General features: G+C 49.0%; 16 protein-coding genes. 1 reads left to right on the top strand and 15 read right to left on the bottom strand.

Going from position 1 to position 14,995, the window contains the following annotated elements:
- Positions 1 to 18 precede the first annotated feature (18 nt).
- The 9 genes from fabG to R5H20_RS09050 form a co-directional block, all read right to left on the bottom strand.
- Positions 19 to 762 carry a 3-oxoacyl-[acyl-carrier-protein] reductase gene (gene fabG / locus R5H20_RS09090; protein WP_006638203.1) on the bottom strand — a complete coding sequence of 248 codons (744 nt, stop codon included), beginning with the start codon at positions 760 to 762 and terminating at the stop codon, positions 19 to 21.
- A complete protein-coding gene (gene fabD, locus R5H20_RS09085) occupies positions 755 to 1,708 on the bottom strand; it encodes an ACP S-malonyltransferase (protein ID WP_006638204.1) in 954 nt (317 codons plus the stop codon). Before fabD ends, fabG begins: the two co-directional genes overlap by 8 nt.
- 17 nt (positions 1,709 to 1,725) lie before the next feature.
- Positions 1,726 to 2,718 carry a phosphate acyltransferase PlsX gene (gene plsX, locus R5H20_RS09080; protein WP_006638205.1) on the bottom strand — a complete coding sequence of 331 codons (993 nt, stop codon included), beginning with the start codon at positions 2,716 to 2,718 and terminating at the stop codon, positions 1,726 to 1,728.
- Positions 2,719 to 2,735: 17 nt separating this feature from the next.
- The gene (gene fapR, locus R5H20_RS09075; protein ID WP_006638206.1) at positions 2,736 to 3,302 is read right to left on the bottom strand and encodes a transcription factor FapR; all 567 of its coding nucleotides are present in this window, start codon (positions 3,300 to 3,302) and stop codon (positions 2,736 to 2,738) included.
- 105 nt (positions 3,303 to 3,407) lie between these two features.
- On the bottom strand, positions 3,408 to 5,456 hold the full coding sequence (gene recG, locus R5H20_RS09070) for an ATP-dependent DNA helicase RecG (protein WP_006638207.1): 2,049 nt from the start codon (positions 5,454 to 5,456) through the stop codon (positions 3,408 to 3,410).
- The gene (sdaAA, locus tag R5H20_RS09065) at positions 5,434 to 6,336 is read right to left on the bottom strand and encodes an L-serine ammonia-lyase, iron-sulfur-dependent, subunit alpha (RefSeq protein ID WP_006638208.1); all 903 of its coding nucleotides are present in this window, start codon (positions 6,334 to 6,336) and stop codon (positions 5,434 to 5,436) included. The genes recG and sdaAA overlap by 23 nt, the downstream gene beginning before the upstream one ends.
- Before the next feature lie 24 nt (positions 6,337 to 6,360).
- Entirely contained in the window at positions 6,361 to 7,023 is a 663-nt protein-coding gene (gene sdaAB, locus R5H20_RS09060; protein ID WP_006638209.1) for an L-serine ammonia-lyase, iron-sulfur-dependent subunit beta, read from the bottom strand.
- Positions 7,024 to 7,188: 165 nt separating this feature from the next.
- The gene (locus tag R5H20_RS09055) at positions 7,189 to 8,847 is read right to left on the bottom strand and encodes a DAK2 domain-containing protein (protein ID WP_006638210.1); all 1,659 of its coding nucleotides are present in this window, start codon (positions 8,845 to 8,847) and stop codon (positions 7,189 to 7,191) included.
- A gap of 17 nt (positions 8,848 to 8,864) precedes the next feature.
- Positions 8,865 to 9,227 (bottom strand): Asp23/Gls24 family envelope stress response protein, encoded by a 363-nt coding sequence (locus R5H20_RS09050; RefSeq protein ID WP_006638211.1) that lies wholly within the window; start codon positions 9,225 to 9,227, stop codon positions 8,865 to 8,867.
- 280 nt (positions 9,228 to 9,507) lie between these two features.
- Here R5H20_RS09050 and rpmB point away from each other — a divergent pair, with 280 nt between their 5' ends.
- Positions 9,508 to 9,696 (top strand): 50S ribosomal protein L28, encoded by a 189-nt coding sequence (gene rpmB, locus R5H20_RS09045; protein ID WP_006638212.1) that lies wholly within the window; start codon positions 9,508 to 9,510, stop codon positions 9,694 to 9,696.
- 87 nt (positions 9,697 to 9,783) lie between these two features.
- On the opposite strand, the gene spoVM is transcribed toward rpmB, so the two are convergent.
- The 6 genes from spoVM to R5H20_RS09015 form a co-directional block, all read right to left on the bottom strand.
- Positions 9,784 to 9,864 carry a stage V sporulation protein SpoVM gene (gene spoVM, locus R5H20_RS09040; RefSeq protein ID WP_003221545.1) on the bottom strand — a complete coding sequence of 27 codons (81 nt, stop codon included), beginning with the start codon at positions 9,862 to 9,864 and terminating at the stop codon, positions 9,784 to 9,786.
- Positions 9,865 to 9,964: 100 nt separating this feature from the next.
- Positions 9,965 to 10,609, bottom strand: a complete 645-nt coding sequence (locus tag R5H20_RS09035; RefSeq protein WP_087962513.1) for a thiamine diphosphokinase — start codon at positions 10,607 to 10,609, stop codon at positions 9,965 to 9,967.
- 85 nt (positions 10,610 to 10,694) lie between these two features.
- Positions 10,695 to 11,351 carry a ribulose-phosphate 3-epimerase gene (gene rpe, locus R5H20_RS09030; protein ID WP_006638214.1) on the bottom strand — a complete coding sequence of 219 codons (657 nt, stop codon included), beginning with the start codon at positions 11,349 to 11,351 and terminating at the stop codon, positions 10,695 to 10,697.
- Between the two features lie 3 nt (positions 11,352 to 11,354).
- Complete coding sequence (rsgA, locus tag R5H20_RS09025; protein ID WP_006638215.1) at positions 11,355 to 12,236, bottom strand: ribosome small subunit-dependent GTPase A; 882 nt, start codon at positions 12,234 to 12,236, stop codon at positions 11,355 to 11,357.
- A 12-nt stretch (positions 12,237 to 12,248) separates the two neighbouring features.
- Positions 12,249 to 14,231, bottom strand: a complete 1,983-nt coding sequence (gene pknB / locus R5H20_RS09020; protein ID WP_006638216.1) for a Stk1 family PASTA domain-containing Ser/Thr kinase — start codon at positions 14,229 to 14,231, stop codon at positions 12,249 to 12,251.
- Positions 14,225 to 14,989 (bottom strand): Stp1/IreP family PP2C-type Ser/Thr phosphatase, encoded by a 765-nt coding sequence (locus R5H20_RS09015; RefSeq protein WP_006638217.1) that lies wholly within the window; start codon positions 14,987 to 14,989, stop codon positions 14,225 to 14,227. The genes pknB and R5H20_RS09015 overlap by 7 nt, the downstream gene beginning before the upstream one ends.
- Positions 14,990 to 14,995: the final 6 nt, after the last annotated feature.

Here is a 14,995-nt window from a genome sequence, read left to right as displayed (position 1 = left end):
TTCAATTTTTGGCTTTGTTTATACCATGACCATTCCGCCGTCGATATTCAGCGTCTGACCGGTCATATAGCGTGATTGGTCGGAAGCAAGGAAGACAACGACGCTGCTGATATCTGAAGGCTCGCCAAAGCGGGCAAGCGGAATCTGCTTCAGCATTTCGTCCTGAATGTCACTTGTCAGCTTGTCCGTCATTTCCGTTGAAATGAATCCCGGTGCGATCGCATTGACGGTAATGTTTCTGGAAGCAAGCTCTTTTGCCAATGTTTTCGTCAAGCCGATCACGCCTGATTTCGCCGCGACATAGTTGGCCTGTCCGGCGTTTCCAACGACGCCGACAACGGACGCCACATTGATGATCCGGCCGCTTCTTTGCTTCATCATCTGTCTTGTCACGGCTTTGGCACAGTTGAATACACCTTTTAAGTTTATGTTAATGACATCGTCCCATTCACTTTCTTTCATTCTCATGAAAAGATTGTCTTTTGTAATGCCGGCATTGTTGACGAGGATGTCAATGGAGCCGAAACTCTCGATCGCCTGCTTCATCATCGCCTGAACCTCATCCGCATTGGAAACATCGGCCTTGATCGCAAACGCATCGCGGCCGAGCGCTTTGATTTCATCGACGACTTCATTCGCTTTCGCTTCATTCCCCGCATAATTGACGACGACGTTCGCGCCGTTTTTCGCAAGATCCAGCGCGATCGCGCGGCCGATTCCTCTTGAAGCTCCGGTAACAACGGCTGTTTTATTCTCAAGCATGGTCGTTTTCCTCCTTCAATGTTTGAACAGCGAGTTCAATCGTATCCGGGTCGGATACAGCAATCGTTTTGACTCTGCGGTTCACTTTTTTGACGAGACCTGACAGCACTTTTCCAGGCCCGATCTCGATGAATGTCGTCACACCTTCGTCGATGAGCCTGCTGATCGATTCTTCAAAGCGGACAGGTGAGTAGAGCTGTTCAATCAGTTTATGTTTAATTTCATCTTTGTCTGTCACAATGTCGGCGGTCACATTTGAGATCACCGGGATGGACGCATCCTTAATGCTGCATGCGTCAAGGACTTCGCGCAGCTTTTCAGCGGCAGGCTTCATCAGCTCGGAATGAAACGGACCGCTGACTTCAAGCGGAATCGCGCGTTTCGCGCCGTTTTCCTTTGCAAGCTCTGACGCGAGCTCTACGCCCTTTGCTGTCCCTGAGATGACGATTTGTCCAGGACAGTTCAAATTAGCCAGCTGAACAAGGTTCCCTTCTTCTGACACTTTGTCGGTCACTTCTTTCAATGCTTTGCCGTCCATGCCGAGAATGGCGGCCATCGCTCCTTCGCCGGCAGGAACTGCTTCATTCATAAATTCGCCGCGCTTTCTGACGGCGTAGACGGCGTCTTTAAACGACATCGCCCCGGCCGCAACTAAAGCCGTGTATTCGCCGAGACTGTGGCCCGCCGCAAAATCGGCTTCAATGCCGTACTCCTTTAACTTTTCGAGAGCGGCGATGCTGGCCGTTAAAAGGCTCGGCTGCGCATTGTATGTAAGGGTCAATTCTTTTGCGTCTCCTTCAAACATAAGAGCGCTCAAATTTGCTTCAAGCGTTTCATCAGCTTCTTCAAATATCCGTCTCGCTTTCGGCTCTTTCTCATACAGCTCCCGGCCCATGCCGATATGCTGAGATCCCTGGCCCGGGAATAGAAAAGCAATCTTACCCATGATGTAAAACCTCCAGACTATTCATCCGCTTTTTGTTGGATTTTTTCTTCAATAAAAGCTGCGACATTTTGGCTGACCATCTCTCTCGCCTGGCGGATCGCATGATAGACGGCACGACCGTCAGAGGAACCGTGCGCTTTGATGACCGGTGCCTTTAAACCGAAAAGCCCGGCTCCGCCATATTCAGAGTAGTCCATCTTCGTTTTCATTTCCTTCAGTTTCGGCTTCAGCGCCGAAGCAGCCAATTTGGCGGTAAAGCTCGAAGTCAGCGTGCTTCTCAGCATTTTAAAGATAGACAATGCCGCACCCTCAACCGTCTTTAAGGCAACGTTTCCGGTAAAACCGTCAGTCACGATGACATCGGCCACTCCATCCAGCATGTCTCTCGCTTCCACATTGCCGATAAAATTCAAATTGGTCTCTTTCAGCTTTTGGAAGGTCTGTTTTGCAAGTTCGTTTCCTTTTTTGTCTTCTGTACCGACATTCAAAAGTCCGATTCTCGGATTTTTCACTCCGAGCACCTGCTCTCCGTAAACAGAACCCATAATCGCGTATTGGACGAGGTGCTCCGGCTTCGCATCTACATTTGCTCCGACATCAAGAAGAAGAAAGCCTTCCCCTGAAACCGTCGGCAAAGTCGGCGCCAATGCCGGCCTTTCGATTCCTTCGATTCTGCCGACGATAAAAAGTCCGGCCGTCATTAAGGCGCCTGTGTTCCCCGCGGAAATGCAGGCATCGGCTCTGCCCTCTGCAACTTCCGCAGCCATCAGAACCATTGAAGAGTTTTTCTTTCTTCTGACGGCCCTGACAGGTTCGTCGGTCGCTTCAATAACCTCTTCCGCATGTTTGACGGTAATCCGCCCGTGTTCTGTTAAATGGGCGGCTATTTTTTCCCGGTCTCCGATAAGCGTGATCTCGAGGTCCTGGAAATCCTTGACCGCCTGCATCACTCCGTCGATGACCGCTTTGGGAGCATTGTCGCCTCCCATAGCATCTACAGCAATTCTCATGACAAATGCGCCACCTTCTATGATTGTTTTGAACGATACATGACAAATTCGCCTGAAAATACAGGCTCATCGGCAACATAGCTGTTCACGCCGACAACCGTTCTGCCTTTTTCTTTATCAAGTTTAACGACTTTCGCTTTTGCAACAACCCGCTCCCCCTGCTTGACCTGCCTCGTGAAGCGGATGTCCGCCTTCGCGGTTAATGCGAGCTCATCATCAATGACGGCAACGGCAAGCGAGTTGGCCTGGGCAAACAAATGATGCCCCCTGGCAATTTGGTTGCGGCTGAATACGTGTTCTCTTCTGATTTCAAGAATTGAAATCGCATGCTCATCAAGCTCAAGGTCGATGATTTCCCCGATGACCTCGTCGAGCGGAAGCGACTTCACTTCGTCTTCGAGGGATTTTTCGGCAACACTTTTAATTCTTTCCCTCAGTTCGGGGATTGAAAGTTCCAAACGGTCTAAACGAATCGTCTGAATGCTGACTTTAAATTTCTCCGCCAACTCTTCGTCTGTAATGAACGGGGTCATTTTTATCGTCTGCTGCAGCAATTCTTGGCGTTCTCTTTTACTTTTTCTCATATTATAAACACCATCCGCACATTTGTGACTAGGTACTAATAGTAGTATATAATTTCATAGATTGGAATGCAATCTTTCTTTACCTGTTCACGACAAGTTTTCACATCAGCTCAGCTTTTCCCCGTCCATGACTCCGCTTTTTTGCAAATGCTCCCGCAGCCCCGCGTATTCGGCATCCGTCCAGAACGCCTGGGATGAGACGAGTTCTGCCGCGTCTTTTCTGGCTGTCTCAAGGGCGCGGTAATCATGGACCATATCGGCGACTTTAAACTCCGGCATCCCGCTTTGCTTTTTGCCGAAGAAATCACCCGGACCTCTCAGCTCCAAATCCTTTTCAGAAAGCTCAAAGCCATCCGTCGTTTCAGACATGATGCTCATCCGCTCTTTGCCCGTCTCGGATTTTGGATCGGCCATCAGGATGCAGTAGGATTGATGGTCGCCGCGCCCGACCCGGCCGCGAAGCTGGTGAAGCTGGGACAGCCCGAAGCGGTCTGCATCATAAATCAGCATGACGGTCGCATTCGGAACGTTGACACCGACTTCAACAACGGTTGTCGAAACAAGAATCTGGCATTTATTGCTGCTGAACTGCCTCATCACATGTTCTTTTTCATCATTGGACAGCTTCCCGTGCATCAGCCCGATCTGCCATTTTCCTCTAAACGCATGGGTCAGCATGCTGTGGACATCGATTGCATTTTGCACGTCGAGCTTGTCGGATTCTTCGATAAGCGGACAGATGACATACGCCTGCCTGCCTTTTTTCAGTTCTTTTTCAATAAAAGCGAGAATCCGCTCCAGCATGTCGTGCTTTACCCAGTATGTCTCAATCCGCTTGCGTCCGGCCGGCATTTCATCAATGATCGACACATCCATTTCTCCAAACACGGTGATCGCCAATGTTCTTGGAATCGGCGTCGCCGTCATAAACAGAACGTCCGGGTCCTTTCCTTTGCTTCTCAATTTTTTTCGCTGTTCGACGCCAAAACGATGCTGCTCGTCCGTAATGACGAGGCCGAGCTGTTTAAAATGCACATCATCCTGGATCAGGGCATGCGTCCCCACCAAAATATCAATCTCGCCTTCTTGTAATCTTGCCAATAGCTCCCGTCTTCTTTTCCCTTTCACAGAGCTTGTCAAAAGCGCGACATTGACATCCAGGTTTTCAAACAGGGAGACCAATGAGTCCGCATGCTGTTCGGCCAGTATTTCTGTCGGCACCATCAGCGCCCCCTGAAAGCCGGACAATATGGACGCATATAAGGCGATGGCGGCGACGGCCGTTTTGCCTGAACCGACGTCACCTTGCAAAAGCCGGTTCATTTTGTAATCGGAAGCCATATCTTTCAATATTTCGCTTAAGGCTTTCGCTTGTGCGTTCGTCAATGTAAATGGAAGGCTGTTGACAAACGCATCTACGTCTTCACGTTTAAAAGTATGCCTGATCCCGTCGGACTGCTCCCGTTCAAACTTTCGCAACGCCTGCATTTTCAGCTGAAACAGCAAAAATTCTTCATATACAAAGCGGCGGCGCGCCTGCTTTAACGCTTCCCTCGTTTCCGGCTTGTGGATCGCTTTGACTGCATCCTGATAGGAGGGGAGCTTATAGGCGAGCCTGAGCTTTTCAGGGAGTGGGTCTTCGGCATGCTGCAGGTGGGTGCGGACGGCTTCCTGAATCAATTTCCGCATCGTCTTCACCGTTATATTTTCTTTTACCGAATAGACGGGTTCTATCGTCTGATCTTCCTTGTGGGGGCCGTTTTTCAGTTCCTGGACCATCACGGACTGCCTGTGCTTGTCCCATTTTCCTGAAACGGTGACCACCGAACCGATGGCCAGCTTCTTTTTCAAATACGGCCGGTTAAAGCAGACCGCCGTGATTAAATAGTTTCCGACTAAAAGCCGAAAGGTGAGACGGCTCCGCTTTTTCCCGTAATAGGTAAGAGAAGGCTCGCTGTGAACCTTCCCTTCGACCGTCACTCTTTCCTCATGTGCCACTTCTTCCAAATCGCGCAATTCATAATCGTCATATCGGTACGGGAAGTAGTTCAAAAGATCGGAAATATCGTAGATCCCAAGCTCATTCAGCGTTTTTTCCGTTTCCGTCCCGATTCCTTTTATAACAGATATACTATTTTGCAGATTGTTTTTCACGTGCAGATGACGCCCCTCCGAATATTTTTTTCTCCAATTCTTTTCCTGTCGGGGTTGCGGCGAGTCCGCCCCGGCCCGTCTCTCTCAAGGCCGTCGGCATCGTTTGGCCGATTTTATACATCGCATCAATGACTTCATCACACGGAATGCGGCTTGTGATACCGGCAAGCGCCATATCTGCGGCAACCATTGCATTCGCCGCTCCCATCGCATTTCGTTTGACACATGGAACCTCGACAAGGCCGGCGACAGGATCGCAAACAAGGCCGAGCACGTTTTTCAAAGCGATCGCCATCGCTTCGGCGCACTGTTCAGGCGTTCCTCCCGCCATTTCGACGATGGCCGCCGCCGCCATTCCGGAGGCCGACCCGACTTCAGCCTGGCACCCGCCGGCTGCTCCCGAGATGCTCGCATTGTTGGCAACGACAAATCCGAACGCGCCCGAGGTGAATAAAAAGCGGACCATCTGTTCCTTTGTCGGATGAAGCTTGTCTTTGACAGCGAACAGGGTCCCCGGAACGACGCCTGCGGATCCTGCCGTCGGCGTCGCACAAATCGTCCCCATAGCCGCATTGACTTCGTTGGTTGCAACCGCTTTGCTGACGGCATCTAAAATCACATCTCCGGACAGCCCTTTACCTGATGTAAGATACGCATGCAGCTTGACGGCGTCCCCGCCTGTTAAACCGGAATGAGACTGAACGCCGCTGATGCCCTTTTGCACAGCAGCTTCCATCACGTCCAAGTTAGCCTCCATCTGTTTGAAAATCTCTTCCCTCGTCCGGCCTGACACCGCGATTTCCTGGGTAATCATGATTTCTGAGATGGAGACGTTTTTCTCTTTTGTCAGCTGAATCAATTCTTTCACATTTCGAAACATGTAATCTCCCTCTTCCCTGTCCTTTTAGTCAGCGATCTGCGTCACTTCGATGATATTCGGCAGCGCTCTCAGTTCTTCAAATACGGCCGGATCGATCGCTTGGTCGACCTCGATTGTCATCAGCGCTTCCTGGCCGATATCTTTGCGGGCCACTTCCATATGGCCGATGTTTATTGCAAATTTCGCCAGTACATTGGCAACGCCTGCAATCGTTCCGTACCGGTCATTATGGACGACTAAAATGGCGGGATGATTTCCCGACAATCTGAGCTCAAAGCCGTTAAGCTCGATAATTTCTATTTTTCCCCCGCCGATCGAAATACCTGCAAGTTCAAGGGAACCTTGATCATCGGAAATAAGAAGGCGGGCTGTATTCGGATGTTTGGGTACCGCTTCCTCTTCACGGAACTCGATGTCAATTCCCTTTTCCTCGGCAAGGCGGATGGAGTCTTTAATTCTTTCATCAAATGTATCAAAATCTAAAAGTCCGCCGATGATCGCCACATCTGTTCCATGGCCTTTATATGTTTCGGCAAAAGAACCGTATAATGAAACGACGATTTTTTTCGGCTCTCTTCCAAATACGCTTCTGGCGACCCTGCCGATTCTGGCAGCGCCGGCCGTATGCGAGCTTGACGGACCGATCATGACGGGCCCGATAATATCAAACACACTTCTGTACTTCATCCGTATCCCCCTTTTATGTTTCACAGATTTCACCGTGATGCGCGGCAGAAAACAGCCGTTTTTTTTAGACTAATCGATCAATCATCAATTGGCAAGCAGCGCGAATACTCTTAAAAAAAGCCAAAAGAAGAGAAGGGCTTTTCAAAACACCCTTCTGCTCAATCATTATTCCGCAGCCAAAATATACGAATACAGCGGCTGTTTTCCGTCGTGAATTTCCACTTCAACATCTTCAAATGCTTCGCTGATATGGCCGGCGAGCTCTTCGGCTTCTTCTTCTGAAGCATCTTCTCCCTTAATGATCGTTACGATTTCAGTGTCCTCATCGACCATTTCCGCTATCAGCTTTTTCGCTGCCGTTAATTGTTCGGCCGCGGTTTCAACGATCTTTCCATTTAAAATGCCCATAAAGTCGCCTTTTTTGATGTCGATGCCGTCGATGTTCGTATCTCTGACGGCGTATGTGATTTGTCCGCTTTTGACATGAGTGGTCGCTTCAAGCATATTTGCTTCATTTTCTTCCGCGTTTGCGGCCGGATTAAATGCAAGCAATGCGGCCATTCCTTGGGGAACGGTCTTTGTCGGGACGACGATCACGTTTTGATCGGCGACATCAGCCGCCTGGTTGGCCGCCATGACGATGTTTGAATTATTCGGCAGAATCACGACTGTATCCGCATTGGCATCCCGGATCGCCTGCACGATGTCTTCTGTGCTCGGATTCATCGTCTGGCCGCCCTCTATCACGGCTGTGGCGCCAATGCTTTTGAAAAGTTCGGCAATTCCTTCGCCCATCGCCACGGTGACAATGCCGTACGGCTGTTTTTCAGCAGGGGCCTTGACGGCTTCTTGCTTGGACTGGCTGAGAATCGCGCTGTGCTGTTCTCTCATATTTTCGATTTTCATATTGATCAGACTGCCGTACTTTTGCGCATACGTCAGGACTTCTCCCGGATATTCAGCATGAATGTGCACTTTTGCAAGGTTCTCGTCGGAAACGACGAGCAGCGAATCTCCGAAGCGGCTTAAATCCTGGCGGAATGCGTCTTCTTTAAAGCTTTTTTTGTCCTGATCAAGCTTTACCATGAATTCCGTGCAATAGCCGAATTCGATGTCCTCCGTGTTCATATGGCTTTGAGCGTTTTTATGATGTTCGGCGCTGACGAGGTCGTCCAGCGATGGAAGCGCCACCTTTTCTGAAAGCTTTTCTCCTTTTAAAGAAGCAAGAAATCCTTCATATACAAACAGCAGTCCTTTGCCCCCGCTGTCAACAACGCCGACTTCCTTCAAAACAGGCAGAAGCTCCGGCGTCCGCTCCAGTGAAGCCTCCGCTTCGCGGACAACGGCTTCCATGACAGCGATGATATCGGTTTCAGTTTGAGCGGTGTCCACAGCTTTTTTGGCAGCGTCTTTCGCAACCGTCAAAATCGTACCTTCTACAGGTTTCATGACCGCTTTATAGGCGGTGTCGACTCCGGCCTGAAACGCAGCGGCAAATTCCTTTGCGTCGATTTTGCTTTTCTGTTCGATCGACTTTCCAAAACCTCTGAACAGCTGCGATAAAATAACGCCCGAATTTCCACGCGCTCCCATCAGCAGCCCTTTTGCAAGGCTTGCAGCCACTTTGCCGATATTTTCCGTATCGATTTGCTCCACTTCTTTTGCACCGGATGTCATCGATAAATTCATATTTGTTCCTGTATCTCCGTCCGGAACAGGAAAAACGTTTAACGCATCAACCACATTTGCGTTTTGGGACAGATGGCGCGCTCCGTACAGAACCATTTCTGCAAAGGCCTTCCCATCTAAGTTTCGTATAGACACTCTTGTTTTCCTCCTAACTACGGGTTCGTCACTCGTACTCCTTGTACATAAATGTTTACGGAATCAACTGCGAGACCTGTTGTCTGATCCAGCGTGTATTTGACTTTTGTTTGAACATTGTGCGCCACTTCAGAAATTTTTGTTCCGTAGCTGACGATGATGTACATGTCAATGTGAATGCGGTCTTCTTCCTGACGAACAATAACGCCCCGGCTGAAGTTCTCTTTTCTGAGGATTTCAGTCAGCCCGTCTTTAATTTGGTTCTTGGATGCCATACCTACGATCCCGTAGCAGTCAATCGCCGCCCCTCCGGCAACCATGGCGATGACTTCATTTGATATATCAATCTGTCCGTATTTTGTTCGAAATTCAATGGACACGTCGGTTCCTCCTTTTTGAGTCTCTTTGACCGAGTTATCATCATTCTACTATAAGGACCTTCTTTTTTAAAGAACAGGTAAGCTTCCCTCTAGACCCAACCCTACTTATACTACAGCGGGGGTAATTTTTCAAGTTGTCAAGGAATTATTCTTGAAAGGAGAGTAATCAATAGTTGCAAACGGTTTTCAGCTGTGTTAAATTATTAAAGTATCTGAAGCATCACAAATGATCAAATGATAAAGAATGATGATGTTTTTTTGAGAGTTAGGAGGGAAACAAATGGCACGTAAATGCGTTGTTACAGGCAGAAAAACACGTTCTGGCAATGCTCGTTCTCACGCAATGAACGCTTCTAAACGCACTTGGGGCGCCAACGTTCAAAAAGTGCGTATTCTTGTGAACGGCAAGCCTAAAAAAGTATATGTATCTGCTCGAGCTTTGAAATCTGGAAAAGTTGAGCGTGTATAAGACAAAATAAACGCCTGCCCAAAGCGACTTTGTTGTTTAGGGCAGGCGTTTTTACATTCTTTTTTGGTCCGGGAACCTGGGCGAATGTCAATCTTTGCGAAACGAGCCCAGCATTGCCCGGACAATTCCCCCCAAAAATTTCGGTAATTTAATCGTATAAAATTTCATTCCGTTCCCTCCTCAAGAGTCCCGCAAACCGCATGTATCGCCAGGTCTTTTCTGACAACCGGATCCCTAAGCATCCGCTCAAGCGGGCAGCCAGGATATTTTAATCAGTGCTTCTTATCATTATTAATATGCCTTCTGTAAACGAAAAAGCACCTTGTGATCGGATGAGTTCGTTACTAATACATAGTGTAGAACCAAGTGCAATATGACACTTATTTAAAGAATACTTAAATCCTTCGAGAGAAAGGTTTTTGACCGTTTCTGTAAACGGCAGGAATGAAATATAAGGCTTCGTCTGATCGCGTGTAACGGTATAAGAACCGGGGGGAAACAAGCTGATCGTGTTTTGGCGGTCGATCATCACCGCGTTGATCCTGCTCTCTGCCGCTTGATGAAGCAGCTGCAGATTTCCGAGAAAATGATCGGCTCTGCCTCCCGAGATGCCGAACATCCTGATGAATGCCGGTTCCTGCTTGACAGCCCAGCTGAGAGCCAGATCCAAATCCGTCTTGTCCTTCTCGGCTTGATAGATATGGAGGCGGGGTGCGGCTTCTTCAATGGCTTGCTTTTGCTCCGGTGTGATGCTGTCAAAATCGCCGAATGCTTCATCCGGAATGATTCCTCTATCCAAAAGTGTCACAGCGCCCCTGTCGACGCCGATCCAAAATGCATCCTTTTCGCGGTACCGAGACAAATCCGGGATGAGATGCTCGGGCCCTCCGGCCACAATATTGATGTTCATGATGGGTGTATCCTTCCTTTAGCCCGTTCTAAAAAAGAGCACAGCGAATGGCCGGCTCTTTTTTTTGGCTGAATGCGCCCGAACATTTTTAGTCAAGCGCTCCTTTTATTTCGGAAATAGCTTTTTTCCGGTCTTTTTCATTGTATATTGCAGAGCCTGCCACAAGCAGGTTCGCGCCCGCTTCGATACATTGCGCCGCCGTCTTTTTGTTGACGCCGCCGTCAACCTCGATCAAAAGCCCGGAAAGCCCTTTCTCTTCGGCAAGTTCCTTGACTTGCCTGATTTTCGGAACAACCGAAGATATGAACGATTGTCCGCCAAAGCCCGGATTGACCGTCATCAATAATACAAGGTCAAGGTCCTCCAGCACATGTTCAATCTGTTGAACAGGCGTATGAGGATTTAACACGACTCCCGCTTTGACGCCTTGTTCCTTGATCAGCTGGATCGTCCGATGGAGATGGGGACAGGCTTCAACATGAACGGAAAGAATGTCTGCACCCGCTTTTGCAAAGGCGGGAATATAACGATCAGGCTGTTCAATCATCAAGTGGACATCGAGCGGCAGTTTTGTGATCGGACGAACCGCTTCGACAACGAGCGGGCCGATCGTCAGGTTTGGAACAAAATGTCCGTCCATCACATCAATATGGATGAAATCAGCGCCGCCTTGATCGACATCTTTAATTTCTTCTCCTAAACGGGCAAAGTCAGCTGAAAGAATCGAAGGAGCAACATATACCATATCTTAATACCTCGGCTTTCTATCTTTTATCTCTGTTAAAAATTCAACATAATGGTCATAGCGGTATGAAGGGATGTCTCCGCTTTCCACCGCTTTTTTAACGGCGCAATTCGGCTCTTTTATATGCAGGCACCCGCGGAATTTGCATTCTGCGCTCTTTTCGCCGATTTCCAAAAATGTATATCCCAGATCTTCGGCTTCAATTCCCGTAAACTCGAGTGAACTGAAGCCCGGCGTATCTGCAACAAGACCGCCGCCCGTATGAATCAGTTCGACATGGCGCGTCGTATGCTTTCCTCTTCCAAGGTAGGCGGAAATGCCGGCGGTTTTCAATTCCAAGTCCGGGCTGATCGCATTCAAAAGGGAAGATTTCCCCACGCCGGACTGGCCGGCAAAAACGGTAATGCTGTCTTTAAAATGAGGAATAATCTCTTCTATGCCGCTTCCGTGTTTGGTTGATGTTAAATAAACATGGTAGCCGATCTTCCGATAATCTTCGGCATAGCGCCGGATCTGGTCTTCTATCTCACCCTCAGCCAAATCCATTTTCGTAATGCAGATGATCGGTTGAATGTCCTTTGCCTCGACAAGCACCAGGAAACGATCCAGCAACGACGTACTGAAATTCGGCTCTTTTGCTGAAAATACAAGGACAGCCTGATCGACATTGCTGATGGGCGGCCGTACCAATTCATTGATTCTTTCCTTAATCTCGAGAAGGTAGCCTTCCTTATCGTTGTCAGCCTGGTAGACGACATCATCGCCGACCAGCGGAGTGACTTTGTTTTTTCTGAAAATCCCTCTCCCCCTGCACTGAATGACGCTGTCTCCGTCCAGCACATAATAAAAGCCGCTTAATGCTTTAATGATTTTGCCCTCAGGCATATTGCACCTCCCTTATTCATCATCAGGATATTCAATCGTTTTTGACCTGACTACTTTATCGTTCACCGTCACTTGATAATACCCTTTTTGGCCGGGTTCAATCTTGAATTTGATCGTTCGCTCGGCAGGCGCCGTGATTTTAAAGTTTTCATAGGAGTCTGAGATGCTGTGTTCCGCATCATCGATCGAGATCTGGACATCCAGCTCTTCCCCCGGTGTATCCGGCTCATAAGGAATATCGATTTTTTCGGTCACTGTTTTGACCGGTTTTTTTTCAGGTCCAAGAGAAAACGTGACCTCGATTTTATCTCCGGGCTTGACGGACGTCCCGGCCGCCGGTTTCTGCTTAATGACCTGGCCTTCGGGAACCTCGTCAGAATGTTCCTCCTTTTCCACCAGGACCAGCTGATGATCATCGAGATAACCTGAAGCCGCCTGTTTGCTGTATGTTTTTAAATCCCGTAAAGCAATATCCTCAGGACCGAGACTGACCTTTAATTTCACCTCATCATCGCCAGGAACGATTTCCGTTCCCGCTGACGGCTGCTGCTCGATGACAGTCCCCGCTTCCTCGTCGTCATGAACCTCTTCGGTTGTGACATGTTTAAAGCCTTTTTGTTCAAGCAGCGTTTTGGCGGCGTCGATGTTCTGGCCGACGACATCATCCACCTCTTTTTTCTCCTTGCCCGAACTTTTATAAAGCTTGACTGTCGCGCCTTCCTTGACAACTTCGCCGGCTGCCGGATCGGATTTGACGATCAGCCCTTCTTCGATTTTTTCGTCGGCAATGTCTTCGGCATTCGGATCAACTGCGAATCCGTCTCCTTCAAGGAGGGTGACAGCTTCTTCGTACTCAAGGCCGGCTACATCGGGAACCTTCACGTCTTTTGGCATAAATAGCGAAGGAAACACCGTGACCGCCAGGACCATGGACGTGACAAGGATGAAAAACAGCGTCAATAAAACGATCGGCCATTTCTTTCTTTTTTTCTTCTTGTCCGCTTTTGCTTTTTTCTTTTTTTCTTTTTTCGTTAAAACCGGGCCTTCGCCCGGCTCGTCCGCCCCGTCTGCATCGTGCTGACCGGCGCCATTGTCCGGCAGATCTCTGATGACGGGAACCGCCTTTGTCATTTCATCATCCGACGGTATCGTAAATTTCTTTTCAGTCACTCTGTCCGGATCAAAAGCCGTCTTCAGATCGCTTTCCATATCTTCAGCCGCCTCATAGCGGTGAAACGGATCTTTGGCCATCGCTTTCAGCACGATGTTTTCCAGGCTTTGCGGAACGGCCGGATTCCACCTTTTCACTGAAGGCGTTTCCGATTGCAAATGTTTGAGCGCGATGCTGACCGCGGACTCTCCTTCAAACGGCGTCCGTGCGGTTAATAGCTCAAACAGCACGATGCCGAGTGAATAAATATCCGATTTTTTCGTAGACAAGCCGCCTCTCGCCTGCTCAGGCGAGAGGTAATGAACAGAGCCCAAAACAGAGTTGGTATGTGTGATGGTCGTTGAGCTTAAAGCCATGGCGATGCCGAAATCGGTGACTTTAATATGTCCCATATGGTCAATCAGGATATTGTGCGGCTTAATATCCCGGTGAACAATTTGATTATCATGGGCGTGCGCAATGGCGGAAACGATCTGTTCCATAATCTGGACCGCTTCCTTTGGATGAAGGGGGCCGCATTTGTTTATGTATTCTTTCAGGGTCATCCCCTCTACGTACTCCATCACAATATAATAGATGTCATCTTCTTCTCCGACATCATAGATGCTGACGATATTCGGATGGTCAAGACTGGCAGCGGACTGGGCTTCCCTTCTGAAGCGCCTGATAAAATCGGCGTCATGAACGAAGTCAAACCGCAGCACTTTAATCGCGACTTCCCGATCGAGTATGATGTCCTCAGCTAAATAAACGTTAGCCATTCCCCCTCCGCCGATGGCGCGCAGGATTTGGTAACGTCCGCTGATCCGTTTGCCGATTAGCACTTGTCTTCACCTTCTTCAATGTGAGAAGGGAGCTCCAACAATGCAACTGTAATGTTGTCTTCGCCGCCGTTGTCATTTGCCATCTGAACAAGCTGCTCCGCCTTTTCCTCCAGGGAAGATGCAGATTGAAGCATTTCTTTCAGCTTCTCATCATCCACCTTGTTCGTCAGGCCGTCAGAACATAATAAGACTTTGTCCCCGGGCTCTATTTCAAAAGAATGGGCCTCAACCGCCACTTCTGGATCAGTGCCGAGCGCTTTTGTCAGCACGTTTTTCCGCGGATGATGTTCGGCGTCTTCTTTTGAAATCCCTCCCGTCCGCACAAGTTCATTGACAAGCGAATGATCTTCGGTCAGCTGTGTGAAGCTTTCGTTATGCAATAAATAGCAGCGGCTGTCTCCGATATGGGCGACCGTCAGCGTTTTCCCCGTATATAAGGCACAGACGACCGTCGTCCCCATTCCCTGACATTCTTCATGCGCCCTGGAATGGTCGAAAATTTTCTGGTTGACGGCGGTAATCTGCTCCTTTAGCCATGCTTCGCTTTCAGCGGGCAAAGCCGGAATATCTTTCGTCTGCTCCCAGACGGCTCGAAGGGCGGAGACCGCCATCCTGCTGGCCACATCGCCGGCAAGATGGCCTCCCATCCCGTCGCAAACAACAGCCAGCACCCGATCCTCTTTTTCTGTAAAAATGCCGGCATCATCTTCATTGTGCTGGCGTATTTTTCCCCTGTCTGTTTTTAAGGCTGTCTTCAACCTTGA

This window comes from Bacillus sp. KICET-3, from assembly GCF_033261025.1.
Taxonomy (GTDB): Bacteria; Bacillota; Bacilli; order Bacillales; family Bacillaceae; genus Bacillus; species Bacillus sonorensis.
This window is presented reverse-complemented; position numbering and strand designations above follow the sequence as displayed.

What these genes read in the sequence shown, in the direction of transcription:
- sdaAB (WP_006638209.1), bottom strand. Translation starts at nt 7,023, where the DNA reads ATGAAGTACAGAAGTGTGTTTGATATTATCGGGCCCGTCATGATCGGT.
- plsX (WP_006638205.1), bottom strand. Translation starts at nt 2,718, where the DNA reads ATGAGAATTGCTGTAGATGCTATGGGAGGCGACAATGCTCCCAAAGCG.
- rpe (WP_006638214.1), bottom strand. Translation starts at nt 11,351, where the DNA reads ATGGTATATGTTGCTCCTTCGATTCTTTCAGCTGACTTTGCCCGTTTA.
- fapR (WP_006638206.1), bottom strand. Translation starts at nt 3,302, where the DNA reads ATGAGAAAAAGTAAAAGAGAACGCCAAGAATTGCTGCAGCAGACGATA.
- sdaAA (WP_006638208.1), bottom strand. Translation starts at nt 6,336, where the DNA reads ATGTTTCGAAATGTGAAAGAATTGATTCAGCTGACAAAAGAGAAAAAC.
- spoVM (WP_003221545.1), bottom strand. Translation starts at nt 9,864, where the DNA reads ATGAAATTTTATACGATTAAATTACCGAAATTTTTGGGGGGAATTGTC.
- rsgA (WP_006638215.1), bottom strand. Translation starts at nt 12,236, where the DNA reads ATGCCTGAGGGCAAAATCATTAAAGCATTAAGCGGCTTTTATTATGTG.
- fabG (WP_006638203.1), bottom strand. Translation starts at nt 762, where the DNA reads ATGCTTGAGAATAAAACAGCCGTTGTTACCGGAGCTTCAAGAGGAATC.
- rpmB (WP_006638212.1), top strand. Translation starts at nt 9,508, where the DNA reads ATGGCACGTAAATGCGTTGTTACAGGCAGAAAAACACGTTCTGGCAAT.
- fabD (WP_006638204.1), bottom strand. Translation starts at nt 1,708, where the DNA reads ATGGGTAAGATTGCTTTTCTATTCCCGGGCCAGGGATCTCAGCATATC.